The sequence below is a fragment of the Mesorhizobium sp. B2-4-2 genome (genome assembly GCF_006442845.1).
In the GTDB taxonomy this organism is placed as follows: Bacteria; Pseudomonadota; Alphaproteobacteria; order Rhizobiales; family Rhizobiaceae; genus Mesorhizobium.
In genome coordinates, this window is record NZ_VFVM01000006.1 from 346401 (window position 1) to 372401 (window position 26001).

16 protein-coding genes and 1 pseudogene are annotated in these 26001 nt (G+C 63.2%); 4 read left to right on the forward strand and 13 right to left on the reverse strand.

Annotation, left to right across the window (positions count from 1 at the left end; translation table 11 throughout):
• Positions 1-34 precede the first annotated feature (34 nt).
• From FJ942_RS16715 to FJ942_RS16730, 4 genes are all read right to left on the reverse strand, one after another.
• A complete protein-coding gene (locus FJ942_RS16715; protein ID WP_140495113.1) occupies positions 35-493 on the reverse strand; it encodes a carboxymuconolactone decarboxylase family protein in 459 nt (152 codons plus the stop codon).
• A gap of 11 nt (positions 494-504) precedes the next feature.
• Entirely contained in the window at positions 505-1023 is a 519-nt protein-coding gene (locus tag FJ942_RS16720) for an Rrf2 family transcriptional regulator (RefSeq protein ID WP_140557468.1), read from the reverse strand.
• 109 nt (positions 1024-1132) lie between these two features.
• The gene (preA, locus tag FJ942_RS16725) at positions 1133-2446 is read right to left on the reverse strand and encodes an NAD-dependent dihydropyrimidine dehydrogenase subunit PreA (RefSeq protein ID WP_140675432.1); all 1314 of its coding nucleotides are present in this window, start codon (positions 2444-2446) and stop codon (positions 1133-1135) included.
• 2 nt (positions 2447-2448) lie between these two features.
• A complete protein-coding gene (locus FJ942_RS16730) occupies positions 2449-3813 on the reverse strand; it encodes an NAD(P)-dependent oxidoreductase (protein ID WP_140516668.1) in 1365 nt (454 codons plus the stop codon).
• 300 nt (positions 3814-4113) lie between these two features.
• On the opposite strand from FJ942_RS16730, the gene FJ942_RS16735 reads away from it, so the two are divergent.
• Positions 4114-4890 carry a VOC family protein gene (locus FJ942_RS16735; protein ID WP_140567426.1) on the forward strand — a complete coding sequence of 259 codons (777 nt, stop codon included), beginning with the start codon at positions 4114-4116 and terminating at the stop codon, positions 4888-4890.
• Positions 4891-4963: 73 nt separating this feature from the next.
• Here the strand turns inward: FJ942_RS16735 and FJ942_RS16740 are convergent, their stop codons facing one another.
• Positions 4964-5452, reverse strand: coding sequence for a hypothetical protein (locus tag FJ942_RS16740; RefSeq protein WP_140898258.1), 489 nt, complete (start codon positions 5450-5452; stop codon positions 4964-4966).
• Positions 5453-5651: 199 nt separating this feature from the next.
• Here FJ942_RS16740 and FJ942_RS16745 point away from each other — a divergent pair, with 199 nt between their 5' ends.
• On the forward strand, positions 5652-6044 hold the full coding sequence (locus tag FJ942_RS16745; protein WP_140495101.1) for a DoxX family protein: 393 nt from the start codon (positions 5652-5654) through the stop codon (positions 6042-6044).
• A gap of 21 nt (positions 6045-6065) precedes the next feature.
• On the opposite strand, the gene FJ942_RS16750 is transcribed toward FJ942_RS16745, so the two are convergent.
• Both FJ942_RS16750 and FJ942_RS16755 read right to left on the reverse strand, forming a co-directional pair.
• Positions 6066-8492, reverse strand: a complete 2427-nt coding sequence (locus FJ942_RS16750; protein WP_140898260.1) for an FAD-dependent oxidoreductase — start codon at positions 8490-8492, stop codon at positions 6066-6068.
• Positions 8493-8558: 66 nt separating this feature from the next.
• Positions 8559-10097, reverse strand: coding sequence for a trimethylamine methyltransferase family protein (locus FJ942_RS16755; RefSeq protein ID WP_140672415.1), 1539 nt, complete (start codon positions 10095-10097; stop codon positions 8559-8561).
• Between FJ942_RS16755 and FJ942_RS16760 the strand changes: the two genes are divergently transcribed.
• The gene (locus FJ942_RS16760) at positions 10096-10299 is read left to right on the forward strand and encodes a hypothetical protein (protein ID WP_140898261.1); all 204 of its coding nucleotides are present in this window, start codon (positions 10096-10098) and stop codon (positions 10297-10299) included. The two genes, FJ942_RS16755 and FJ942_RS16760, sit on opposite strands and share 2 nt — an antisense overlap.
• 16 nt (positions 10300-10315) lie before the next feature.
• Positions 10316-10906, forward strand: coding sequence for a transglycosylase SLT domain-containing protein (locus FJ942_RS16765; protein ID WP_140495095.1), 591 nt, complete (start codon positions 10316-10318; stop codon positions 10904-10906).
• A gap of 544 nt (positions 10907-11450) precedes the next feature.
• On the opposite strand, the pseudogene FJ942_RS16770 reads toward FJ942_RS16765, so the two are convergent.
• From FJ942_RS16770 to FJ942_RS16795, 6 genes and pseudogenes are all read right to left on the reverse strand, one after another.
• Positions 11451-13652 (reverse strand): annotated as a pseudogene (locus tag FJ942_RS16770) (ABC transporter ATP-binding protein); the annotation flags it as partial.
• Between the two features lie 53 nt (positions 13653-13705).
• Positions 13706-14863 (reverse strand): ABC transporter permease, encoded by a 1158-nt coding sequence (locus FJ942_RS16775; protein ID WP_140495091.1) that lies wholly within the window; start codon positions 14861-14863, stop codon positions 13706-13708.
• Positions 14864-14875: 12 nt separating this feature from the next.
• A complete protein-coding gene (locus tag FJ942_RS16780; protein ID WP_140521245.1) occupies positions 14876-15910 on the reverse strand; it encodes an ABC transporter permease in 1035 nt (344 codons plus the stop codon).
• Positions 15911-16059: 149 nt separating this feature from the next.
• Complete coding sequence (locus FJ942_RS16785; protein ID WP_140495085.1) at positions 16060-17718, reverse strand: ABC transporter substrate-binding protein; 1659 nt, start codon at positions 17716-17718, stop codon at positions 16060-16062.
• Between the two features lie 262 nt (positions 17719-17980).
• Positions 17981-24034 carry a translocation/assembly module TamB domain-containing protein gene (locus FJ942_RS16790; protein WP_140898262.1) on the reverse strand — a complete coding sequence of 2018 codons (6054 nt, stop codon included), beginning with the start codon at positions 24032-24034 and terminating at the stop codon, positions 17981-17983.
• A 2-nt stretch (positions 24035-24036) separates the two neighbouring features.
• Positions 24037-25962, reverse strand: coding sequence for an autotransporter assembly complex family protein (locus FJ942_RS16795; protein ID WP_140521247.1), 1926 nt, complete (start codon positions 25960-25962; stop codon positions 24037-24039).
• Positions 25963-26001: the final 39 nt, after the last annotated feature.

Here is a 26001-nt window from a genome sequence, read left to right on the forward strand (position 1 = left end):
CTCCCTTGGCGGCGCTCCGATCGTGATCGAACAATCAGGCGGCCTTGGCGGCAGGCATCGGATGAATGGCGTGGAACGGAATGCAAAGCCGGTTCCAGGTATTGATCATGCCCAGCGCCACGGAGAGCTTGACCAACTCCTCTTCCGAGAAATGTTCCAGCGTGCGGGCATAGAGTTCGTCCGAAACACCATTGTTGGCGATCAGCGTCACGGCCTCGGTCCAGGCCAAAGCGGCGCGCTCGCGCTCCGAAAACAGCGGCGATTCCTTCCAGGCTGAAACCAGATAAAGCCGCTGTTCGGTCTCGCCGTCGCGCCTCGCCTCGCGGCTGTGCATCTCGACACAGAAGGAGCAGCCATTGATCTGTGAGGCCCTGAGCTTGATCAGGTGCAGCAGGCTTTCCTCGAGCCCGCATTCGTCGACCGCCTTGTTGAGCGCCGATACCGCTTTCATGATCTCGGGCGCCTTGGCGAAGAACTGGAGCCTCTGTCTCATCATCTTTCCTTTCATACTTGCTTGGTTGAACTGGATTTCTGCTGCCGCTGGTGGCGCTCGGTGAAAGCGCAGCTTGCCGCGACCGACCTCGGATCGGCGCCTTTCATGAAGTCCGCCACGATGTCGGACAGCCTGACCTCGGCCAGCGCCGCGCGATAGGCGCGCTCCGCCTTCAGCATCGCAGCATTGATGCCGCATGGCCTGACATAGGCCGACGCATCGAGTTTCGTCGGGCCGCGCTGGCGGATTTCGCCGCATCGGAAAGCCGGCTCGCGCCCTTCGACCGCCAGCACGATGTCCAGCAGCGTGATGCGTTCGGCCGGTTTCGCCAACCGGTAGCCGCCCGCCGGCCCAGGAACGGATTCCAGGATGCGCGCAGCGGTGAGCATGTTGAGATGTTTCAGGAGATAGCTCGGCGACAGGCCAAACGCCTCCGCCAGGGCCGCACCTGGCATGGTGCTGTCGCCATCGACGCCAGCCAGCGTCGCCGCGCAGTGGATGGCCGCTTCGACGCCATCGCCGAGTTTCATGATACCAATCTCCAATACATGGATAATTTATATCCTGGATATTTTGTATCTGCAATAGCAAAATGAAAACGGCGCCCGAGGACGCCGCTTTTTCCTTGATTGTTCCGCCCTACTCCGCCGCTACCTTGGCCATCGGGTTGTTCGGGTGCGTGGTCCAGTTGGCATAGACCGGCGACACAGGCATGCCGGTGCGCTGGTCCATCACCCCGGCGGCCAGCGCCTCCATGGTGATGCAGTTGTCAACCGGGCAGACATTGACGCAAAGATTGCAGCCGACGCATTCGGCCTCGATCACCTCGAAATGCCTGACGCCGTCGACCATGCTGGTGATCGCCTGATGCGAGGTGTCCTCGCAGGCGATGTGGCAGCGGCCGCATTTGATGCAGGCATCCTGGTCGATATGCGCCTTGGCGACATAGTTGAGGTTGAGATACTGCCAGTCCGTGACATTGGGCGTGGCACGGCCGATGATGTCGTCGAGCGAGCGATGGCCCTTCTCGTCCATCCAGTTTTCGAGACCGGCGATCATCTCCTGGACGATCTTGAAACCGTAGGTCATCGCGGCCGTGCACACTTGCACGTTCCCGGCGCCGAGCGCCATGAACTCGGCAGCGTCGCGCCAGGTGGTGATGCCGCCAATGCCGGAGATCGGCAGCCCCTGCGTTTCGGGGTCGCGCGCGATCTCGGCCACCATGTTCATGGCGATCGGCTTCACCGCCGGGCCGCAATAACCGCCATGCGAGCCCTTGCCGTCGATGGTCGGCATCGGCGCGAAGCTGTCGAGATCGACGCCGGTGATCGAGTTGATGGTGTTGATCAGCGACACCGCGTCGGTGCCGCCGGCATGTGCTGCTCGCGCCGGCTTGCGGATATCGGTGACGTTGGGCGTCAGCTTGGTGATGACGGGCATGCGCGTGTACTGCTTGCACCAGCGCACAACCATTTCGATATATTCCGGCACCTGGCCGACGGCGGCGCCCATGCCGCGCTCCGACATGCCGTGCGGGCAGCCGAAATTGAGCTCGATGCCGTCGGCGCCGGTTTCCTCGACAAGCGGCAGGATCGCCTTCCAGCTTTCCTCGACGCAAGGCACCATGATCGAGGCGATCAGCGCCCGGTCGGGCCACTCCATCTTGACCTGCTTCATCTCACGCAGATTGGTCTGCAAGTCGCGGTCGGTGATCAGCTCGATGTTGTTGAGGCCGAGCAGACGGCGGTCGGCGCCCCAGATCGCGCCGTAGCGTGGGCCATTGACGTTGACCACCGGCGGGCCCTCTTCGCCCAGCGTCTTCCAGACGACACCGCCCCAACCGGCCTTGAAGGCGCGCACGACATTGTAGGCCTTGTCGGTCGGCGGCGCCGAGGCCAGCCAGAACGGATTGGGCGATTTGATGCCGACGAAATTATTCCTGATATCTGCCATGCTCATGCCCTCCCGTTCGAGGTCAGTGCCCGGTGAATGGATTCCGCCGCATCACGCCCTTGCGCCACGGCCGAGACGGTCAGGTCGTCGCCACCGAATATGCAGTCGCCGCCGGCCCAGACCTTGGCCAGCGAAGTGCGCCCTTCCGCATCGACCTTGATGCGCCCGGCCTCGAGCTCGATCGCAGCACCGCTGCCGTTGAGCGCAGCGGGGACGAAACTCTGTCCGATCGCCTTGAACACCTGGTCGGCAACGAGGGTCAGCGTCTCGCCGGTGCCGGCAAGACTGTCGCCGTTCATGGCGGTGTATTCAAGCTCGATGGCATTGACCTTGCCGCCTTCGGCAATCACCCGCTTCGGCTGTAGCCAGTGTCGGATGACGACGCCGTTGGCGGCCGCCAGGTCCTGCTCGAATTCGGAAGCATTCATATGTTCCTGGCCGCGCCGGTAGCAGATCGTCACCTCCTCGGCGCCAAGCAGCTTCGACTGCACCGCGGCATCGATCGCCGTCATGCCGCCGCCGATGACGACGACGCGGCGGCCGACCGGCAGGCCGGAGAGATCGCTGGCTTGGCGCAGCTCGGAGATGAACTCGACGGCGTTGGTGACGCCCACGGCGGCCTCGCCATCGGCGCGCAGCGCATTGACGCCGCCGAGCCCCATGCCCAGGAACACCGCGTCATAATTGCGGATCAGGTCGGAGAGCTGATAGTCGCGGCCGAGCGCCTTACCGTTCTGGATATCAATCCCGCCAATCGAGGTAACGTACTCGACCTCGGCTTGGGCGAAATTGTCGACGCTCTTATAAGCGGCGATGCCGTATTCGTTGAGCCCGCCCGCCTTCGCGCGCGCTTCCAGGATTGTGACGTCGTGGCCATGGCGGGCGAGCCGATGTGCGGCGGCAAGGCCGGCCGGCCCGGCGCCCACCACGGCGACCGTCTTGCCTGTCGGTGCGGCACGTGGATAAAATTGCCTGTTCTCGCTCATCGCGATATCGGTGGCATAGCGCTGCAGCCGACCGATCTGCACCGGCTTGCCTTCCGCCACTTCGCGCACGCAGACCTCCTCGCACAGCGTCTCGGTCGGGCAGACGCGGGCGCACATGCCGCCCAGAATGTTCTGGTCGAAAATGGTCTTGGCCGAGCCGATCGGATTGCCCGTGGAGATCTGGCGGATGAACAGCGGAATGTCGATCGAGGTCGGGCATGCGTTCATGCACGGCGCGTCGTAGCAGAAATAGCAGCGGTCCGCTTCGACCAGCGCCTCGTGGTGATCGAGCGGCGGATGCAGGTCGGAAAAATTGTCCGCATACTGATCGGCAGGCAGCCGGCCGCCTGCAATGCCTTCCCTGAACTGGCCTTCTGCCATCGTCAGTTCCCCTTGTTTTCGTTTTAGGGAAGGCTAGCACGTTTTATTTTTTTATCAATTGGTCAATTTTCTACATAAGCCTCTGAAAAGGCTCGAATAAAACATGATAATTTGGTTCACGTTTAATATCATAATGCGCGAATGTCGAACTTTCGAGGAAGGACGGTCCGCTAAGCGGCAGGCCGCAATCATGGCATGCCTGTCGAGCCGCAATTTTTCCTCCGCTGTCGGATTTCCGTCTCGAAGATCGTCCTATGATGGATCGAAGGACGATCGACGCAAAAGGTGAGGAGACCGACGATGCCGAAATCCCCAATGCCCTTCTTCTGGTACGAATTGATGACATCAGACCTCGACGCCGCCGAGGCGTTCTATACCAAGGTGGTCGGCTGGACCGCGCAAGCCTTCGACAAGGCTCCCGGCATGCCGCGCTACATCGTCATGAATGTCGGCGAGCGTGGCGTCGGCGGGCTGATGACGATGCCTGAGGATGCCGCCAAGATGGGCATGCCTCCCGCCTGGCTTGGCTATATCCACACCAGGGATGTCGATGCTGCCACGGCGTCGCTGCAGAAAGCCGGCGGCGCCGTTCATCGCCAGCCCGACGACATTCCGGGCGTCGGCCGCTTTGCCGTCGTCGCCGATCCGCAAGGCGCGACCTTCATGTTCCTGCAGCCGAACGGGCCCGACCAGCCGGTCGTGCCGGCCAGCACGCCGGGCCATATCGGCTGGCACGAGCTTTACACAACCGACTGGAAGGCTGCGTTCGACTTCTATTCCAGCCAGTTCGGATGGACCAATGCCGGCGATTTCGACATGGGGCCGATGGGAACCTATCAAACCTTCGCGGCCGGCCCCGAATCCGGTGGCGGCATCATGAACAAACCCGAACAGATCCCGGTGCCGGTCTGGCAGTTTTATTTCAACGTAACCGCCATCGACGCGGCGGCAAAACGGGTGACCGACAATGGCGGCAAGATCCTGATGGGCCCGATGGAGGTCCCCGGCGGCAGCTGGATCGTGCAATGCCAGGACCCGCAAGGCGCCCATTTCGCCTTGATGGCGCCCGGACGGTAAGGGGCTCAACGTCGCACAGGAGGACGGCCTTTTGACCAAGGGATTGAAGGCCGTCCCCCAGCCTGGCGCCGAGCTATTCCGGCGTCAGCACCGCGACTTTCAGGCCTGCCTTTTTTGCACCGCTGAACTGGACGGTGGCCGGGCCGGGCGCAAGCTTGAACCGAACGCTCTTGCGAATGTCCGGACAGGTCTTGGCCCCGCTGTAGCCGGCCAATTTCACGGTATGGCCGTCTTGAATGACATCGATCCAGGCTTCGCCCGACAAGCTTATCTGGATGCCCCCTTCCGGCGGCACAACCATGCTGGCGACAGCGCCGAACGTGCCAGGCGCCGGGGCACGTTCCGGCGGGAGGGCGAATTCCGCTGCCTCGGCCGGCACCAGAACCAGATCGGCGGCAGCGCCGATCGCCAGCGTCGTCCCCGACGCAGCAGAAGGAGGCGCGGCGAACAGCGCCTGCTCGCGCGTTACCGGCCATTTGAAAGCCTCGCAGCCGGCATCCTCGGCCATCGCGAAGCTGGTACCGGCAAGGATTGCGAAAAAGCTGATGACGACTTTTTTCATGGCGAGAGACCCCCGAACGATTTCAACTATCTACAAATCGATACAACCATAGGGATAATAATGCAACCTTAGGGAGAAAATATCGACGCGTTGCGGAACATCTCGCATCACCGATTGTTGATGTCCGGTAGCGGGAAGTGAATGGTCCATCTCGGGGCGATAATCTAGGCCGGACCTGGGGGTGAAAACGGAGTTTCAGATGGCGCTTTTTGAAGGCTTGGCCCGATACCAGCCACAGGCGCTCGGCGTTCTGCGCATCATAACCGCGCTGCAGTTCATCGAGCATGGCAGCCAGAAGCTGTTCAATTTCCCGGCAAGCGCCGAACCCCACGCCCTCAGCGGGTTGACTTTGACAGCCGGCATTCTCGAGTTCGCCGGCGGCATCCTGCTCGCGCTGGGGCTGTTCACCCGCCCAGTCGCCTTCCTTCTGGCCGGCGAGATGGCGATCGCCTATTTCATGGCGCACATGCCGCGCGGCTTCTTCCCGGTCAACAATGGCGGCGATTTGGCGATCTCGTTCTGCTTCATCTTCCTCTATCTGTTCTTCGCCGGCCCTGGCGCCTTTGCGCTCGACAATCGCCGCGCTGCCTGATGCGAGCCGGATGCGGATTGTTCACGCCCGCATTCGCTCCAAATTGGCGTCGAACAACGGTACCGGCTGCATGCGTGCGGCATGGCGCTTGCCGAGGATTTCGATCTCGAAGCCTTCGCTCTCCTCGGCGATCTCCTTCGGCACGTAGCCCATGGCCACCGATTTCCTTGAATGATGCGCATAGCCGCCTGACGTCACCCAGCCACGCACCGTGCCGCCGAACCAGATCGGCTCGTCGCCGATGACATCGGCGTCGGCAGCCTCGACGATGAAGGCGCGCAGCCTGAGCTTGCCGCCCTGCCTGCGCTCTGCCAACGCCCCGGTCTTGCCTATGAAATCGGCTTCCTTGCCATAGGCGACAAAGCGATCGAGCCCTGCCTCCAGCGGTCCGTAGATCGGCCGGTATTCGCGCGCCCACGAGCCATAGTTCTTTTCCAGCCGCAGTGCGTTCAGCGCACGGGAGCCGAGCAGGCCAATGCCGAACTCCTCGCCCGCCGCCATCAGCGCCTGAAACGCCGCGCGCTGATATTCCGGCGCCACCCAGATTTCATAGCCGAGATCACCGGTGTAGCTGACGCGGCCTACCAGGCACGGCGCCATGCCGATATCCATCTTGCCGATGGCCATGAAGGGAAAGGCGGCGTTCGAGACGTCCGTCCGCGTGACCTTGGCCAGCACGTCCCGCGCCTTCGGCCCGGCGACGGCAAGGCCGGTGAGTTTCGCGCCCGAAGCCTCGATGCGGACAGAACCATCCGCGGGCAGATGCTTTTCGAACCAGCGCATATGGTACTGCTCGGCAATGCCGGAACCGGCGATGAACCACTCCTCGCCGCCGAGATTGGCCAGCGTGAAATCGCCGATGAGCTTGCCGTCCTCCTTCAGCATAGGCGCCAGCGTCATGCGGCCTGGCCCCGGCAGCTTGCAGGCGAGCAGCCGGTCGAGCCATGCAGCAGCCCCCTCGCCTGTCACGCCGTATTTGGCGAAATTCGAAATCTCGGCGATGCCGACGCCCCCGCGAACGTTTGCAACCTCCCTGCCGACATGCGCGAAATCGCTCGAGCGACGCCACGAGAACTCGTCCTTGACGCCTTCGGGCGCGTACCAGAGCGGCACTTCCAGCCCATAGGACACGCCCCATTGCGCGCCCTTGGCCGACAGCAGGTCATAGACCGGCGTGGTCTTCAGCGGCCGTCCGGCGGGCAATTCCTCATTGGGGAAGCGTATCGAAAAGCGCCTGGAATAGTTCTCGCGCACCTTAGCGTTGGTGTAGGCCATCGTCGCCCAGTCGCCATAGCGCGACACGTCCATGGCCCAGATGTCGGCGCCGGGATCGCCCTCGATCATCCAGTTGGACAGCGCGAGCCCAACGCCGCCGCCCTGGCTGAAACCGGCCATGACGCCGCAGGCCACCCAGAAGCCCGGCAAACCGCGCACCGGCCCGACCAGCGGGTTGCCGTCAGGCGCGAAGGTGAAGGGTCCGTTGATGATCTGCTTGATGCCGGTGTTCTGAAAGGCCGGGAAATGCCGGAAGCCGACTTCCAGCGACGGCGCGATGCGGTCGATGTCCGGCTCCAGCAATTCATGGCCGAAATTCCACGGCGTCTGGTGCTCGGACCATGCCTTGTTGGCCTTCTCATAGGTGCCCATCAGCATGCCGCCGCGCTCCTGGCGCAAATAGAGCTCGCCGTCGAAATCGACGGCGTGGATGATCTCGGTGCCGGTCTTGGCGTTCCAGGCGGCGACCTCCGGCATGTCCTCGGTGATCAGATACATGTGCTCCATGGCCAGCACCGGCAGTTCGAGCCCGACCATGCGGCCGACCTCGCGCGCCCAAAGGCCACCGGCGTTGACGACATGCTCGGCCACGACCTCGCCCTTGTTGGTGATGACGCGCCACAGCCCGTCGGGACGCCGCACGATGTCCTCGACCTTGGTGAAGCGCTCGACCTCGGCGCCCAGCTTACGCGCAGCCTTGGCATAGGCATGGGTGACGCCGGAGGGATCGAGATGGCCGTCCTCCTTGTTGCGGACAGCGCCGACGAACTGCTTGGGGTCGAGCAGCGGCATCAGTTCGGCCGCTTCTTTCGGCGAGATTTCTTCGAGATCGATGCCGAGATAGCGACCCTTGGCGACGACGCCACGCAGCCAGTCGAGCCGTGCCTCGGTCGCCGCCAGCAGCACGCCGCCGGTCAGATGCACGCCGGTCGCCTGGCCGGAAAGCTCCTCGATCTCCTTGTAGAGGTTGATCGTGTATTTCTGCAGCTTGGCGACGTTGGGATCGCCATTGATCGTGTGCATGCCGCCGGCCGCGTGCCACGTCGAGCCTGAAGTCAGCTCGTCTCGCTCCAGAAGCACGACGTCGGTCCAGCCATGGCGGGCGAGATGGAACAGCACGGAACACCCGACAACCCCGCCGCCAATGACCACGACCTTTGCATGCGATTTCATGGGTTCTTCTCTGATATCAGTGAGTTGGATGGGCTAGATGATTCAAAACGGGACGTTCGTGGCGCATCACGGCTCGCCCGCCCCAATCTCTTCCTTGCGCTTGGTCACGTAGGCCTCCAGCGCTTCGCGCACGGTGACGTCCATCGGCGGCTCGACATAGTCTTCGAGCGCCTTCTTCCACAACCGCGTGGCGCGCGCGGTTGCGTCGAGGCCGCCGGCTTCCTGCCAGGCTTCAAAATTCTGCCAGTTCGAAAGCATCGGCTGATAGAAGGCCGTCGCATAACGTTCCAGCGTGTGCGGCTCGCCGAAGAAATGGCCGCCGGTCGGCACCGCGCCCAGCGCCTCGACGGCAAGCTCGGCCTCGTCGACCACGATCGGGCGCAAAAACTCCATCATGTGCTGGATCATTTCGACGTCGATGATGAATTTCTCGAACGACGCCGTCAGCCCGCCCTCCTGCCAGCCGGCGGCGTGATAGACGAGGTTGCCGTGGCCGAGCACAGCGCCCCACAGCGCCATCAACGTCTCGTAAGCGCCTTGCGCATCGGCGGCGTTGGAGGCCGAGCCCGGTGTTGTCCGGTAGGGCAGCCCGTAACGCCGTGCCAATTGCCCCGACGCGATGTTGGCCTTGGTGTTTTCAGGCGTGCCGAAGGCCGGCGCGCCCGACTTCATGTCGACATTGGAGGTAAAGGCGCCATACATGACCGGCGCGCCCGGACGCACAAGTTGCGTCAGGACTACGCCGAACAGTGCTTCCGCATTCTGCTGCGCGAGCGCACCCGCCAGCGTCACCGGGCTCATCGCGCCCATCAGCGTGAACGGCGTCACTGCCACAGACTGGCCGAATTCGGCCATCGTCATCAGCCCCTCGGCCATCATCTCGTCGAAACGGCGCGGCGAGTTGACCGAGATGATGGTGGCGATGCCGGGATCGTCGCGCAACTGGTCCAGCGTCAGCCCGCGCGCGATCGCCATCATCTCGATCCCGTCCAGCGCCCTGCCCCGGCCGATCGCCGAGACATGGAAGCTTTTGTCGGTCAGCGTCAGATTGGTGAAATAGGTGTCGAGATGGCGCGAATTGGCCGGCAATTCGACCGGCGCGCAGACCTGGTTGCCGAGCATGTGCACGCAGTTGAAATGCTGTGCCAGCCGGGTCAGGTCCGCATAGTCGCGCAAATTGCCGGGGCGGCGGCCCCGCGCCATGTCGTGCACGTTGGGCGGCCCCGCAACGAGCGTGAAATTGATTGTGTTGCCGCCGAGATGAACGGCGTTGGCCGGATTGCGCGGTGTAAGGGAATAATTGGACCGCGTCGTCTTCAGCGCCTCGTCGACCATGCCGCGGTCAATGCGCACGTTCGCGGACGCGTGGTCCACGCTGGCACCGGCCTGCTCGAACAGCGAGAGCGCCCGCGGGCTCATCACCTCGATGCCGAAACTCTCCAATATGTGGATCGACGCCTGGTGGATCGCCTCGATCTGGTCGGGCGACAGCAAGGCCATCGGCGGATAAGGATTGGTCACCCGCCTCGCCGGCAGCTGCGGGATAGGCCGTGGTCCCCGGTTGCTGGTGCGCTCGGCGCCGCGCTTGCGTCTTGGTTCGTTCATGCCAGGCATCAAAGCCTCGGCAAACCGCGCCAGCTGTCAGAAATACGCCGTTTGCGGGCGCGATTTTAACCGAGGCGGCATTTTCGAAACATCGATTTATGAAAAGCGACAAGATATGTCGGGTGATCAATATGGCATTTTGCTGAAGCGCCCGCATCGGCGGCCCGTTAACGAGGGCAGCAAGATTCCCTTTATGATTTGAGCCTATTGCTCTGCCGATGCGTAGGTCGAGTTTTAGTAAAATTGTAGCGGTTGGTATGCTGCTGGCACTTTCGGCCTGTGCGACGGCCCCCAGCCACATCAACAATGTCTGCGCCGTCTTCGACCAGAATGACGGCTGGTTCGACAATTGGCAGTCGGCCGCCGAACGCGCCGAGCAGAAATACGGCGTGCCCGTCCCCGTGCTGATGGCGACCGTGCGCAAGGAATCGGGATTCAAGAGCAACGCCCGGCCGCCGCGCACCAAACTGCTCGGTTTCATCCCCTGGAAGCACGTCTCGTCGGCCACCGGCTTCTCGCAGGCGCTGGACGGGACCTGGTCGCAATATCAGAGCGAAACGGGCAACTGGGCGGCCCGCCGGACCAAATTCTCCGACGCCGTCGATTTCGTCGGCTGGTACCATTCCAAGACAGCGGATACCTACGGCGTCGCCCGCAACGACACCTACAATCTCTACCTTGCCTATTATCTCGGCTGGACCGCCTATGGCCGCGGCAATCGTGGCGATTCCGGCGTCCAGAGCTATGCCCGGGCCACCGACAAGATGGCCCGCGACTATGCCGAACAGCTAAGGCAGTGCGGCAGCTAAAGGGCTCCCGCTACAACGACAGCATCTGTCAGCGCGGCTTCCTGCCGAACACCTTGATGTATTCCGCCTCGCCGCCCTTGGCGAGCGCCTTCGCCTGCTTGACCCAGTCCTCGCGCTCGATGCGGCCCTGGAATCTCAAATGGTCGTCGACCCACTCCCGTTCGGCCTTCTTCCACGAGGCAATTTGAGCGTAGGTGAAGATACCGAGGCCATTGAGGATGGCTTCCGTCTTCGGACCCACGCCGGATATCAATTTCAAGTCGTCCGGCTTGGCAGGCTTGGAGATGCCGGCGGGTCGGTTCCTGTCGGCCGCGCCATCACGCGCCGCGCCTGGTCTGGCCGCACGGCCGCTAATTGGTGCGACACGCGCATTCTCTGCCTGGCGGCCCTCGCCAAGCGTTCTCGGCGTGAAAGGCGCGGAGGTCGCGTTGGCATCGGTCGCCGGTGCACCTGTTTCGGAGACCTCGTCGCGCACCTCGTGGCGGCGGGCTCGCCACACGGCTTCTGTCTCCTCGGCGTCCTCTCCCACCGCGCTGGCTTCCGCACTGGCGGTCTTGCCATGTGGTCGGTTGGGTGGCTGACCGGCAAAGCCCGGGCCGGCCCCATGCGGCGCGTCGTCCGGCACGCCCTCATGGTCGGCATGCTGCTTGTCGAACTTGATCACTGGCTCCATCGTCGCCAGAACGTCGTCCGAGAGCCAGCACAGGCTCATGTGCCCGTCGCCCAGGTTCTTTACCGGCGGCACCTTGGTTTCGCAGAGATTGTCCGGCACCAGTCTCTTGTAGCCGCAGCGCGTCTGGAATGGACAGCCGGACGGCGGGTTCATCGCCGAGGGTATGTCGCCCTCCAGCACGATGTGCTTCTTGACCACGCTGGTGTCGGCGATCGGGATCGCCGAAAGCAGTGCCTCGGTGTAGGGATGATAGGGCGGCGCGAAGATCTGGTCGGTCGTGCCTTGCTCGACGATATAGCCGAGATACATGACGACGACCCGGTCGGCGATATAGCGCACGACCGACAAATCGTGGCTGATGAACAGCATCGTCGTCTTGTTCTTGCGCTGGATGTCCATCAGCAGCTCGGTCACCGCCGCCTGCACCGACACGTCGAGCGCCGAGACCGGCTCGTCGGCCACCACCACCTTGGCATCGCCGGCAAAGGCGCGCGCCACGCCGATGCGCTGCTTCTGGCCACCCGAAAGCTGGCGCGGCTTGCGGCTCTCGAAGGCGCGCGGCAGCTTCACCAGGTCAAGCAATTCCAGCATGCGCTTGCGCCGGTCGGCGACGGTCTTGCCGACGTTGAATTTTTCCAGTGTGCGGATGATCTGCGAGCCGACCGAATGGCTGGGGTTGAGCGTATCGAACGGGTTCTGGAACACCATCTGGATCGACGACACCGTGTCGACGCTGCGGCTCTCGATGCCGGTCGACTGGATTTCCTTGTTGGCGAGCGTGACCTTGCCGGAGCTCGCCGTCTCGAGCCCGAGCAGTACTTTGGCCAGCGTCGATTTTCCGCACCCGGATTCGCCGACAATGGCGACGGTTTCGGATTCGCGCGCCGTAAACGAAATCGTCTCGTTGGCCTTGACGACGCGGCCCTCGCTTGAGCCGAACACCTCGCTGCCGCCAACCTTGTAGTATTTTCTCAAGTCCTCGATCTTGAGTACCGGTGCGCCAGGCACGACCTTCTCATTGACCTTTTTGGCGCCGGGCGGCAGGGCGTCCCAATCAATTTCGTTGAAGCGCACGCAGCGCGAGAAATGACCTTCATGTCCCGCGACTTCGATCATCGGGATTTCGGCGGCGTTGCAGACGCCCTCGACGAAATGATGGCAGCGCGGACCGAAATTACAGCCCTTCGGCCTTTCATGCGGCAGGGGCAGCTGGCCGGGGATCGAGATCAGCGGCCGCGAGTTCTTGTCGGCGCCCGGCAGTGGAATCGAGCGGAAAAGGCCCTGCGTATAGGGATGGCGCATCCGGTCGAACACGTCCTTGATCTTGCCGGTCTCGACGGCCTCGCCCGAATACATCACCGTGATGCGGTCGCAGGTCTCCAGGATCAGGCCAAGATTGTGCGACACGAAGATCATCGAGGTGCCGAACTTCTCGCCCAGCCCCTTGACCAGTTCGACGATGCCCGCCTCCACCGTTACGTCGAGCGCCGTCGTCGGCTCGTCGAGGAGAAGCAGCGCCGGCTTCGACAGCAGCGCCATGGCGATGACGATGCGCTGCTGCTGGCCGCCCGAAAGCTGGTGCGGATAGGAGCGCATCATGCGTTCCGGATCGGGAAGCTTCACCGAGCGCACCATTTCGAGCGCACGTTTATAGGCCTCTTCCTTCGACACCTTGTCATGGATCAGCGGCACTTCCATTAACTGCTGGCCGATCTTCATCGCCGGGTTCAGGCTCGCCATCGGCTCCTGGTAGATCATGGCGATCTTGTTGCCGCGGATGCTGCGCAGCTCCTCCTCGGAGAGCTCGCCCATGTCCTTGCCCTGGAACTTGATCTTGCCGCCGACAATCTTCCCGATGTTGGAGAGGTCGCGCATGATGCCGAGCGACACGGTCGACTTGCCGCAGCCGGATTCGCCGACAATGCCCATCGCCTCGCCGGGCATGACCGTGCAGGAAAAATCCATCACGGCCGGTATCTCGCCCTTGCGGGTGAAGAAGGAGATCGACAGGTTCTCGATCTCGATGATCGGCCCATTGTTCGGCCTGGCCGGATTTCGAACTGCCTCGTTCATGGGTCGCTCCAATCCTTGGTTCTTCCGGGCAAGTAGGGTCGAGGACCCCGCCATCAATCCTTCATCGATTGCTCGCGCAGGGAATCGGCGAGCAGGTTTAGCCCCAGTACGAACGACATCAGCGCGATCGTCGGCGGCAGTGCCGGGTGGATGAAGGAACGCAGCAGCCGGCTGGCATCCTTGATCGCAGTGCCCCAGTCGGGACTTTCCGGCGCCAGCCCGAGGCCGAAATAGCCCAGCGTGCCGAGCAGGATGGTTGTGTAGCCGATGCGCAGGCAGGCATCGACGATCAGCGGTCCGCGCGCATTGGGCAGGATCTCCCACAGCATGATGTACCATGGCGACTCACCGCGCGTCTGGGCCGCCGCCACATAGTCCCGCGTCTTGATATCCATGGTCAGGCCACGCACGATGCGGAACACGCCCGGGCTGGAGGCGAACACCACCGCCACGAAGATGTTGAGCTGGTTGGGATCGATATGCACGATCTTCAGCGGGTCGGCATCGAACACCAGGCCGGCATAGATCCAGCCGCCGACCACCAGCGTCAGTCCGAGCAGGATGTAGATCCGGTCGGAACGGTTCTTGTAGCGCGTCCAGAACAGCACGCAGAAGAAAATAATCGGGAACAGGAAGAAAACGCCGGCCAGCGCGTAGGGGATCGGCGTGTCCATGATGCCCGGCGTCACCAGGAGGTAGAACAGCAGGATAACCGGGAAGGCCAGCACGAGATTGGCCAGGAACGACAAAACGGTATCGATCTTGCCGCCATAATAGCCGGCCGGCAGGCCGAGCGTGATGCCGACCATGAGCGCGAAGCCGGTCGCCGCCGGCGCGATGATCAGGACGATCTGGCTGCCATAGACCATGCGTGAAAAGACATCGCGGGCGAGCTTGTCGCCACCGAATAGATAAGCGAGGCCCGATTGCGGTTCGATGGCTCCGGGCAGTGTATCCTTCATGATGGGAATCTGGCCGAGCGGATCGAAAGGCGAGATGGTCGAGGCGAAGATCGCCGTGAACAGCCAGAACAGGCAGATGGCCACCCCCGCTATGCCGACGCCGCTGTCGAACAGTTGGCCGTAGAGAGCCAGCTTCTTCTTGTAGAGGAAGCTCGCGCCCATGACGATGAGAAGCGCGAGCCAGACCGGCCAGAAGCGCCAGAGCACTTCGAGGACGACGGTGGAGGCGCCGATATATTGGGCTTGCATGCGCCGTCTCCCCTACTGGACCCGAATGCGCGGATTGAGGAACGCGTAGCCGACATCGGAAATGAGCTGCGTGATCAGGACGATGAACACCGAGACCAGCGAGCAGCCGAGCAAAAGGTCGATGTCGTTGTTGCCTGCGGCCTCGACCAGCGTGTAGCCGAAGCCCTGATAGCGGAACATCACCTCGACGATGACGACGCCGGTGAGCAGCCACGGAAACTGCAGCATGATCACGGTGAAGGGCGCGATCAGAGCGTTGCGCAGCGCGTGCTTGACCACCACGCTTTTGAAGGAAAGACCCTTCAGCCGGGCGGTGCGGATATATTGCTGCGTCATCACCTCGACCATCGAGGCACGCGTCATGCGCGCGATGTAGCCGATGCCGTAGATGGCCAGCGTGATCACCGGCAGCGTGAAGTTATAGAAGGTGATGCCCTGGCTTGCCGATGCGGCGGATCCGTTCAGCCAGCCAAGCCAGGAGGCGAAGATGACGGTAAAGATGACGCCCGATACATATTCGGGCGTCGCCGTCGAGGCGATCGAGGCGACCGACAGCACCCGGTCGGTGCGCGACCCCTCGCGCATGCCGGCCAGGATGCCGATCAGCAGCGAGACCGGCACCATCACCGCCAGCACACAGAACATCAGGATGCCCGTGGCGCCAAGCGCAGGGAATAGCTTGGCCCCCACCGTGGTCTTGAATTTGGTCGAGCAGCCGAAATCACCCTGGAGCACGCCGGAGAACTTCGGCTCGGCCGGATCATTGCAGAAAGAGAAGCGCTGCGCCGGCTTACCGGTCGCCGGATCGGTTACCGGCTGCTTGGGCACGACGCCGAGCCACTGGCCGTAGCGCACGAAAAAGTTCTGCCGGTAGCCGTGATTGACCAGCCAGCTTTCCAGCTGTTCGGCCGAGGTGTGCATCTCGGTCTGGCTGATCGCCAGCTTCTTCAGGTTGGGTTCCAGATTGACGAGGAAGAAGACGACCAGCGTCAGGCACAGCATCGTGAGCAGTATCGTGCCGATGCGTCTGGCGATGAATGAGAACATTGTACCCCCCTGCCGGCCGGGTTGGGGTCAGATAGGTTCAACCCTGTATCAAAAACCTTGTGACGTCACGCCGCCGCTGCATCCAATGCAACGGCGGCGATGCCGCGGGAGCGAAAGGCGCTGGCGCCCCGCTCCCGACAGGCTGTGGGTCACGCCTGATCGAGCCAGACCTTGCCGAAGTCGTGCTCGTAGGTGGGGTGCATCGAGTGGTTCTTCACCTCGGGCTTGATGTTGATGTAGAGCTTGCGCCAGTAAGGCTGGATGATGATGCCGGAATCCTGCAGCATCTGCTCGATGTCCTTCATCACCACCTTGCGCTTCTCCGCGTCGGCGATCCCGAGCGCCTCGTTGACCTTCTTGTCGAAGTCCGGATTGGCGTAGGCCGTCTCGTTCCAGGCTTCACCCGAGCGGTAGGCGATGGCGATGACCTGGATGCCAAGTGGACGCATGTTCCAGTTGGTTTCCGAGAACGGATATTTCGTCCAGTCGTTCCAGAAGGTCGAGCTCGGCAGCACGGTGCGCTTCACCTTGATGCCAGCCTCGCGCAGTTGGGCCGCGATCGCGTCCGTGGTGTTCTTGTGGTAGTCCTCGTCGTTGCTGATCAGCTCGTGTTCGAAATCGATCACGCCGGCTTCCGTCAGCATCTGCTTGGCCTTGGCGATGTCGCGCTTGATTTTGGGCAGCTCGACATATTCGGGATGGATCGGCGCGACATGGTGGTTCTCGGCCGGCGTGCCGGCATTGCCGTAGCCGAGCTGCAGCACCACCGAGTTGTCGACGGCCAGACACATCGCCTGACGCACTTTCTGGTCGCCATAAGGCTTGGCGTTGACGTTGAAGCGCGACACCACGGTGGCGGCGGTCACGACCTCGGAAGGCGGCGCGCCGACGTCTGCGATGATCTTGACGTAGTCGGCGGTCGTCTCATGGTTGGTCTGAACTTCGCCCGATTCGAAGGCCGAAACCGTTGCGGCCGGATCGGTGCCGTAATCGATGAACTCGACGCCATCGAGGAAGGCTTCGCCCTGCCACCACTTGCCGGTCTCGCGGCGCTTGTAGACGACCTTCTGGCCGACGTCGTAGGAGACGAGCTCGAACGGACCCGTACCGATCGGGCAGTTCTTGAAGTTGGCGCCCTTCTCGTCGAAGCTCTTGTGCACCACCAGTGCCGGATAATCGGTCAGGTTGGGGATGATGGCGATATCGGGTTTGGTGAGCTTCAGCTTGACGGTCATGTCGTCGACCTTGATGACCGACCCTTCGCGCAATTTCTTGGTCTTGTCATCGACGAGGCTGCCGAGACGGCCCGGCATGGAGTTGCCTTCCGCGGCCTTGTCGGCCCAACGGGTGAAATTGTAGATCACGTCGTCGGCGGTGAACTTGTCACCATTGTTCCATTCGACGCCCGGCCGCACATGCAGCGTGTACTCGGTGGCGTCGTCATTGATGTCCCAGCTTTCCAGGAGATAGGGCGCGAATGTGTACTGGTGGGTGTATTTCACCAGCGGCTCGAGCGCCTGCCTCTCGGCATTGGAGATTTCCGACCAGTCGGCCGTGCGCGGATCCTTGGGATCCTTGACCGACATTGCCACCTTGAGCACGCCGCCTTTCTTACCCTGCACGTCCTCGGCCTTGGCCGGCGTCGGGGCGGCGAGCCCCAGAAGGCCATAGGCCATGGCCGTCGAAGCGCCGAAGACGCTGGCGAGCGCGAGGAATTCGCGGCGATCGACCTTACCCGACTTGGCCTCTTCGGCCATGGCCAGGATGTGATCCGGAACGCTATCGCCATTACTCTTGTAGATTGTCATGACTAACTCCCATTGTTGGCTTTCCGCCGATTAACATTCCGCATCCAGGCCATGATGTCAAAGACGGCATGGTTGGGAACATATTGACGAATGTGCAACTTTGGAGGGGGAGCGGTTCGCGTGATAGCGACAGTCTTGGCGCAAAATTGCTAGTGCGCGACGGATTTCCACTAAATCTCTTCAGGCGATTAAACTGAGACATTGGCGCGGTTTGCGACAGGACCAGCCCTCGCCAGGATGAGGGCCAGCCCAAGTCTCCGCTTCAATATTCCTTCTCGTAGAAGATGCCGCCCTTGGCTTCGCCGGCGTCCGTCGCCTCGCCGCGCAGTTTGACGCCACGTCCCACATTGAGGTCGATCGTGGCCTTGCCCGAGCCCGGCTTGTCGCCTTTCTGGATCGTCACATAGGTGCGGTCGTTGAGGTACTTGCCGGCAGAAACCGCCGTGCCGCCCTTTTCGTCGGTGGTGACATCGAGATCGTCGACGCCGATCGCGCTGCGCAGGTTTTCCAGCAGCGACGTCGAGCCGCCGACACCGGCGAGTTGCCCGGCGGCTTCGGCCAGTTGCGCGATCTGCAGCGGCGACAGGTTCGACATGGACCGCCCGAAGATCAGTTGCGCCAGCACCTCGTCCTCGGGCAGCGCCGGCACCGAGGTGAAGGTGAATTTCGGATTGGTCGCCTCGCCCGACACCACGATGGTGACGGTTGCGCTGCTCGTGGTCGTTGTCGCGGTCAGGTTGAGATAGGGCACCAGCGAGCCAGAAAAGCCGACCGTGCCCTCGGTGAAGGTCAGCCGCTTGCCGAGAATCGACAGCCGCCCGCGTTGCAGCGTGAAAGTGCCGACCGCTTGCGGCGATGAGGCCGGACCGGTCAGCCTGAGCGAGCCGCCGAGTTCGGCGTCCACGCCCCTGCCCTGGATGAAGATCTGGTTCGGCGCGTTGACGGTGACATCCAGCACAAGGCCGCTGCCACCCGTCTTGCCGCTGGTCGTGGCCGGGCGCAATGCCTTGTCCTGCGCCCTCACCGCGCCGGGCGCGTTCTTGTGTTTGACATCGAGCGCCGAAAGCGAACCTGGCAATTTGTCCGGAACGGTGATCACGGTCTTGGCAAGGTTGACGGTGCCGGCAATCACCGGCGCCGACGTCAGCGGTCCTTTGATCGTCAGGTCGCCGCCAAGATTGGCGGTGACCACCCGCCCATCGGTGTAGCGGCCGTCGGTGAGCTTGATCGACAGATCGGCCGGGAACCCCTGCGCCGGATTGATACCGACCGTGCCGCTGGCCGACAGGCTGCCGCGCGTCGACAGCGTCCCGGTCAGCCGGTTGATCCTGGCGACGCCATTGCCGATGGAAATTTCGGCTGCGATGTCGTTGACCGCAAGCCCGGAACGCGCGTCGAGCAGGCGGGCGCCCGACGTGCTGATGCTGCCGCCGATGACCGGCGATGTCGCGGGACCGCGTACCTGCACATTGACACTCGCGGTCCCCGTCAGCGACAGGCCTTGCGCGGCGAGCTTCTGACTGAGGATGCCGAACGGCACGGCGCCATTGAAGTCGAGCGCGAGCGCCGGCGTGCCTGATGTCGTCACCGTGCCGCCCCCCTTGAGACCAAGGCCGGCCCCATCGCTGACATTGGCGTTGAAGGTCAGCTTGTTGCCGGCAAAGGTGCCGGAGGAAGAGACACTCACCGCACCGACCCCCGCGCCGCGGGTCCGCGAAGTCTGCACGCCGGCAGCGTCGAGGTTGAACGCCACACTGGGGCTGGCTGGTGCCCCGGTGACCTTCACCGTGCCCGAAATCGAACCGGCGGCATCGAGACCCCGCGAAAAACTGTTGGCAAGCGAGATCGGCACCCGCGCCAGCGCCGCGTTGATGTCGAGCGCCTGCCCGATCTTGCCGGTCACCGTCGCCGTGCCGCCGCCCAGGTTGAGCACCAGCCTGTCCAGCGTCGTCGTGCCATTGGCGATGGTGACGGTCGAAGCCTGCGCGATGGCAGCCTTTATGCCTTGGACGGTCGCCTCGCCGGAAGCAAGCTCTATGGTCGTCGTGCCGTTTGCCGCCTTCACACGGCCCGCGGCCCTCGCCGGAATTCCTTTCACCGTCGCGCCGCCGGAAAAGCCGGTCCAGTCGCCGTCACGCTTCAGGTCGACATCGATGCCGCTGATCACCGTGCCGCCCGACGTGACGGTGTCGGCATGGATTTTTCCGGAGATGACCGGAGCGGCGAGGTAATTGGCGATCAATGCGTCGATCGACACGGCCTTCGCCTGAAGATCGCCGCGCGTGACCGAGGCGGTCGTAGCCTTGATGGCGACCTGCGGTGCGGCACCGTTCTTCGAGAACGCAATCGTGCCGCGCACATCACCTTCCGCTTTTTCCAGCGCCAGTGCGGCAAGCGGTCCTATATCGGGCAGGTCGAGAGAGATCGTGCCTTCGGGTATGAACTTGTCGTCCAGCGCCAGGTCGCCGGAAATCCTGTTTTGGCCCAGCGACAAAAGCAGGCCATTGATGGCGCTCTTGCCGTCCGCGGTCGCCAGCACCGCACTGCCTTGCAAGGGTTGGCCCGCGACATTGCCTGTCAGCTGCACATTGGCCGCCGGCTTGGCCGCGTCGGCTTTGCCGGTGGCGGTTAGTCTGAGCCCGGTGATCTCGCGCGACGCCACCGAAAGCTTGTCGCTGTCGACGGTCAGCGACAGATCCGGCGCGGTCGCCGGGCCCTGCGCATTCAGCGCAAAGGCGATAGCGCCTTTGGCATCCTTCGACAGCAGCGAAACATCGCCCAGCACGCCCTTGATGTCGGCGGCCAGCGTATTGTCGGCAAGGCTCGCCTGCCCCTGTGCGGTCAGCGCGCCGGAGGCCAGCGTCAATCCGCCTATGGCGATATTACCGTTGGGTTCGCGCTTCAGCATGGCGCTCAACTGCGCCCGTTCGCCAAGCATGCCGCGTGCTGCGGCCGGCAGGGCCGACGATGGAGCATCCGCCTTCAGCTTGAGGTCGATGGCGCCGTCACGCAGCGACACCAGGCCGGCGACCTCGCTGTTGAGCGCGTCGCTTTTGAGCGAGCCGCTGTCGATGGCGACAGCGTCGGCTGACAGGCGCCCGCTGAGCGCGGCCGTGACCTTGCCGGCGATCAGCGGCGCGATCGTGGGATTGTCGAGCCCAACCCTATCCACCGAAACTGTGCCCGAAACCGGCCCGGCGCGGTTCTTCAGATCGAACGCATCCGAGTGCAATACCAGGCTCAGCCCGTCCACCTTCGCCGGTCTCGTGGCGATCGAGGGCAGGATCGCGGACATATCCAATCGGGCCCGCGTGCTCTCGCCCGCCACCTTTGCCGACAGCGACCGGACCTCGATCTTGATGGGACTCTCGGCGCTTCCGATCGTGAGCGGCAGACTTGGACCGGATGAGACGAGGTCAAGGGCGAAATCGCTGGCGCCGTTCGGATTGATCGTGCCGGCGGCTTGACCGGAAACCTTGTCACCGGAGAGCGTCGCGTGGTCGAGGACGACGCCGCCGGCCATGGTGTAGCTGCCGGCCGCGTCGACTGCGAGCTGCCCAAGCCCGGTCTGGCGGGTTTGGCTTGTTTCGACACCGGCCAGTTGCACATTGAACCGGACGTCCGGAGCCGACGGCGAGCCCGTTACCTCAGCGCTGCCATCAAGCGTTCCAGCGGCATCGAGGCCGGGCGAAAAGCCGTTGGCAAGGGCAGCCGGCAAGGCGGAGACCTTTGCCGCGAGATCGAGCGTCTGGCCGGCGGTACCGGACAGCGCCACCGAGCCGCCGCCGACATCGAGCGCTAATTTTTCGATGCTGGTGGTGCCATCGGCGATACTGAGCATAGATGGCTCGGCAATTGCCGCCTTGATGCCGCGAATCGTAGCCTCGCCCGAGGCGATCTCGACGCTGGTGACGCCATCGGCGATCTTCAGGCGCCCCGCCGCCTTCGCTGGAATGCCGGATACCGTGGCGCCGCCGGCAAAATTCGTCCAGTCTCCGTCGCGCTTCAGATCGACGATGATGCCGCCGACTTGGGTGGTCCCTGACGTCACAGCATCGGCCTTGATCGAGCCTGAAATCGCCGGCGCCTTGAGATAGTTGGCAATCAGGGCATTGACGGCGATTGTGCTGGCCGTCACCTCGCCTCGCGCAATCGACGTGCTCTTCGCGTCAATGGCAACGGAGGGCGCGTCGCCACTCTTGGCAAAGCGGATGGTGCCGTTGATGTCGCCGGTCACCGCCTGGCCGGCCAGCGCCGCAAGCTGATCGATTGCAGGCGCAGAAAGAATGAGCGTGCCCAGCGGCATGAACTTGTCATCCAGTGCCAGATCGCCCGACACCTTGTTGTCACCCAGCGACACCGCAAAGCCATTGATCGAGCGCTTGCCTTCGCTCGTCACCAGCGCCGCCTTGATGTCGAGCGGCTGGTCGTTGACGGCGCCTGTCAGCGAGACATTGGCGGAAGGGTTAGCAATGTCGGCCTTGCCGCTCGCGGTCAGCTTGATCGACTTCACCGTGCGGCCCGAGGCCGTCAGGCTATCGCTGTTGGCGGAAACCGTGAAATCCGGCGCGGTCATGGCGCCGCTTGCCGACAGGGCGAAATCGACACCGCCCTCGACCGGGACGCCGACCGTCGGCGACAGCACCGAAACATCCCCCAGCCTGCCTTTGATATCGGCCAGGATGTCGGTACCTTGCATGCTGGCGGTACCGCTGGCGCTGAGCGAACCGGACGTGAGTTCGATCGAGTTGGCGGCGAACGAGCCCTGCGGATCGCGCGACGCTGTGGCCGAGAACTTCACCCGCCCGCCGAGCACCGAGGCGATCTGCTGCGGGAAGGCGGTCGCCACGGCATCGGCATTCATCTTGAGCTGCATCGACAGGTCGGCGAGCGCCACGGTCGCCGTCAGCGAGGCATTGAGCGCATCGGACCGGAGCGTGCCCTGATCGATGACAATGGCGTCCTTGCTGAGGGAACCAGCCAGGCCGACATCGACCTTGCCAGTGACCAGCGGCGCCAGCGTCGCGACGTCGGTTTTCAGGCCACCGGCCCCAAGCTTGACGGTAACCGGCCCGGTGCGGTTCTGGATGTCGAAACCGTCGGAGTGTATCTGCGCCGCCAGGTCGTCTAGCCGCGTGCCGCCGACGACGATCGAAACGAAGGAGGCGCCGATATCGACGACCGGCGCCTTGCCGTCGCCGAACGCCCGGGCGGTGGCATTCTTGATCGCCAGCGTGATCGGCTGCGCCTTGCTGCCGACGCTAACCACCACGGGTGGCCCCTTGGCGGCGAGTTCGACCGAAAGATCGCTGGCTCCGGCGGGATCGACGATACCGGTCGCGGTGCCGTGCACGGCATCACTGTCGATGTTGGCCCGGTCGACACTGATCCCGCCCGCCGTCGTGGCGGTGCCCGCCATATCGAAGCTGGTCTTACCGGCAAACAATGGTTTCAGGTTCTCCGGCAGGAAGCGGGCGAAATCGCCGTCGCCCTTGGCTTCGAGATAGTTACCCTTGTCGGTGAGCTGATGGCGGCCGGTGAGCTGGGTTACGATCCGATGATCGACAAGGAAGGTACCGACGCCACTCCAGTTGGCCAGCGGGCCGGTGCCCGAGACGACGATGTCGACCGGCGGCGTATCCGGCAGATTGAGCAGATTGGCGATGATGCCGCCGGCCGGTTCCGACGCCTTGAGGTTGAGGTCGAGCTTGTTGTCCGCTGGCGCGAAATGGATCTGCGCGTCGACATTGCCCTGTTTGCCGTCATGGCGGGTAATGTTGAGCACCGTCTCGACCGACAGCGGTGCGGCGTCGGCCTTCACCGAGGCCTTGGCGGCGAGTTCGGCGATGCCGCTGCCGGCCAGTTGTTGGCCGAGCGCGACTTCCGGCAAGTCGATCTGCTTGATATCAATGGAAACCGGGAGCGTCGTCGCGCCGCCTTGCGCCGGCTGCTGCGTGCCGGCCACCGGCAGACGCGCAAGCTCGATGCGCTCCGCCGCGATGCGGTCGGCGCTGAAGTTTTTGGACAACAGTGCCAGCGGCGACCAGTCGATGGCCACCTTGCGCGCCACCAGCCAGGCGCCCTCGCGGTCCTCCAGCACGACATGGTCGACACTGAGCGCGCCCGACCAGATACCGTCGATGCCGCTGACGGTGACCTTACGCTCGTCGCTCGAGGCCAGGCGCGAAATGATGCCGGCGAGATTGTCGCGTCCACGCTCGGTCTTGGTCAGCACGAAAAGCGCGCCGATGGCGCCTGCTACCACGATCAGCAGCGTGTAGAGAAAAATGCGAAGGATGCGCCAGACCGTCTTCATGTTCAAAACGCTTGGCCAATGCCGGCATAGATGCCGAAATGAGGGTCGCCTGGGTCGCGGTTGAGCGGCACGGCGGCGTCGATACGCAGCGGCCCGAATGGCGTCACATAGCGCAAGCCGACGCCGGCGCCCACCTTGACGTCGGAAAAATCGGGGAACGACTTCGTCGATACCGTGCCGGCATCGACGAACGGCACGATGCCGATCGTGTCGGTGATGGCGATACGCATTTCAACCGAGGTCTCGAAGAAGGACAGGCCGCCGATCGGCTGGCCGGTGAAATCCTTGGGGCCGATGCCCTGATAGGCATAGCCGCGCACCGAGCCGCCGCCGCCGGAATAGAAACGCCGGTCGGCAGGCACGTTCTGCAGGCTGGTGCCGACGATCGAGCCAAGTGCGACACGTTCCGCCAGCACGAATTTCGAAGCGGTATCCAGCGACTGATAGGCCGATCCCTCGCCCTTCAGCTTGAGGAAGGCGGCACCGCTCAATATGTCGTAGCTCGGCTCGGCATAGGCCAGCAACCTGAAGCCCTTGGTCGGGTTCAGCCTGACGTCCCTGTTGTCATAGACATATTGCAGCGGGATGCTGGCGATCAGGTATTTATGTTTGCCAAAGGAATCGTGGATGCGTGAATAGTCGAGCGCGACCTCGGCCGACACGGTTTGGTTCTTGGTCAGTTCATAGGACAGGCCGGTGTTGCCCTTGACCGAGAAATGGTCGTAGGCGTCGGGATGTTCGAGCACGGTCTTGATGCCGGCGAAGAATTTAGATGCCGGCCCGATCACGCCGGGTTTCTCGAACATGATGCCGGCATTGTAGTTCAATTCGGACAGGTCATTGCTGCCGATGCCGCTGATGGCTCCGTCGATGCGCAGCTTCTCGGCCCGGCCGAACAGGTTGCGATGGCCCCAATACCCCTCCAGCCCCAGCCCTTCCGTATTCGAGAAGGTGCCGCCCAGCCCGAAATAACGCGGCTTGCGCTCGCTGACCTGGACGCCGATCGGAATGTTGCCCTCGGCATCGAGCTTGTCGGCCTCCTTGAAAGTCACGCTGTTGAAGACCTCGAGCGCCAGCAGCCTGTCGCGCGCATCGTCGATCTCCTGAGGCGAGTACTGCCGGCCACGTTTCAGCCCGGTCATGTATTCGGTGAAGTCGCGGTCGACCTTCTCGGTGCCTTCCACCGTGGTCGCGCCATAGCCGGCGACTGGCCCGGCAGCAACCGTCAGCGTCACGTCGAGGGTCGACGTGTCATGGTCGGCGACGATGTGCCTGCTGGTCACCTCGGCCAGCGGCCTGCCCTGCTCCTTCAGCGTGCGCACGATCAGCGCCTCGGCCTTGAGCACCGCGCCAGACCCAGCGTCGCCGCCCGATATCAGGCCGTAATCGGCGCTCATCAGTCCAGCGGCGTCACCCTCCAGCCGGATATCGCCGAGGGTGAATTTGGGACCCGCGGCGATGTTGACGGCCACGGGAATGGGCTGCGGACCCTTGAATTCGGCGTCCGGCGGCAATTCGTCCAGCGGCTTGCCCTCGATGGTGATGGTGACGACGCCTTCGTAGCGGGCATCGGCGTAGAGCGCCGCCACAAGCTGTTCTCGATCGCTGCGCGCCTTGGCCATCAGACCGAGCGAGCCGGAGACGGGATGGTCTTCGTCGCTCTTCAGCGCCGAGGCGTTTTCGAGCTTTTTTACCAGGTCCTTGTCGGCGTCGGGCGCGGAGATGGTCACGGCGTAGCGCATCGGATCGACGATGTCGGCATCCTCATCGCTCGATGAGCCCCACAGCTTGATGCCGAAGATTTCGAAGGCGGCCGCCGGTCCCAGCCCGGCGATCAGCGAGCAGCAGATCACGGCCAGAAGCAGCGCGCGCGAAAGCACGCGCTTTGGCTCGGTACCCCCTGACATCTGCCTTTCATACGCCGGCATTAAGACAACCTACTTTACAAACCTAAAATTGGAATGAAG

What these genes read in the sequence shown, in the direction of transcription:
- FJ942_RS16715 (WP_140495113.1), bottom strand. Translation starts at nt 493, where the DNA reads ATGAGACAGAGGCTCCAGTTCTTCGCCAAGGCGCCCGAGATCATGAAA.
- FJ942_RS16720 (WP_140557468.1), bottom strand. Translation starts at nt 1,023, where the DNA reads ATGAAACTCGGCGATGGCGTCGAAGCGGCCATCCACTGCGCGGCGACG.
- preA (WP_140675432.1), bottom strand. Translation starts at nt 2,446, where the DNA reads ATGGCAGATATCAGGAATAATTTCGTCGGCATCAAATCGCCCAATCCG.
- FJ942_RS16730 (WP_140516668.1), bottom strand. Translation starts at nt 3,813, where the DNA reads ATGGCAGAAGGCCAGTTCAGGGAAGGCATTGCAGGCGGCCGGCTGCCT.
- FJ942_RS16735 (WP_140567426.1), top strand. Translation starts at nt 4,114, where the DNA reads ATGCCGAAATCCCCAATGCCCTTCTTCTGGTACGAATTGATGACATCA.
- FJ942_RS16740 (WP_140898258.1), bottom strand. Translation starts at nt 5,452, where the DNA reads ATGAAAAAAGTCGTCATCAGCTTTTTCGCAATCCTTGCCGGTACCAGC.
- FJ942_RS16745 (WP_140495101.1), top strand. Translation starts at nt 5,652, where the DNA reads ATGGCGCTTTTTGAAGGCTTGGCCCGATACCAGCCACAGGCGCTCGGC.
- FJ942_RS16750 (WP_140898260.1), bottom strand. Translation starts at nt 8,492, where the DNA reads ATGAAATCGCATGCAAAGGTCGTGGTCATTGGCGGCGGGGTTGTCGGG.
- FJ942_RS16760 (WP_140898261.1), top strand. Translation starts at nt 10,096, where the DNA reads ATGCCAGGCATCAAAGCCTCGGCAAACCGCGCCAGCTGTCAGAAATAC.
- FJ942_RS16755 (WP_140672415.1), bottom strand. Translation starts at nt 10,097, where the DNA reads ATGAACGAACCAAGACGCAAGCGCGGCGCCGAGCGCACCAGCAACCGG.
- FJ942_RS16765 (WP_140495095.1), top strand. Translation starts at nt 10,316, where the DNA reads ATGCGTAGGTCGAGTTTTAGTAAAATTGTAGCGGTTGGTATGCTGCTG.
- FJ942_RS16775 (WP_140495091.1), bottom strand. Translation starts at nt 14,863, where the DNA reads ATGCAAGCCCAATATATCGGCGCCTCCACCGTCGTCCTCGAAGTGCTC.
- FJ942_RS16780 (WP_140521245.1), bottom strand. Translation starts at nt 15,910, where the DNA reads ATGTTCTCATTCATCGCCAGACGCATCGGCACGATACTGCTCACGATG.
- FJ942_RS16785 (WP_140495085.1), bottom strand. Translation starts at nt 17,718, where the DNA reads ATGACAATCTACAAGAGTAATGGCGATAGCGTTCCGGATCACATCCTG.
- FJ942_RS16790 (WP_140898262.1), bottom strand. Translation starts at nt 24,034, where the DNA reads ATGAAGACGGTCTGGCGCATCCTTCGCATTTTTCTCTACACGCTGCTG.
- FJ942_RS16795 (WP_140521247.1), bottom strand. Translation starts at nt 25,962, where the DNA reads ATGCCGGCGTATGAAAGGCAGATGTCAGGGGGTACCGAGCCAAAGCGC.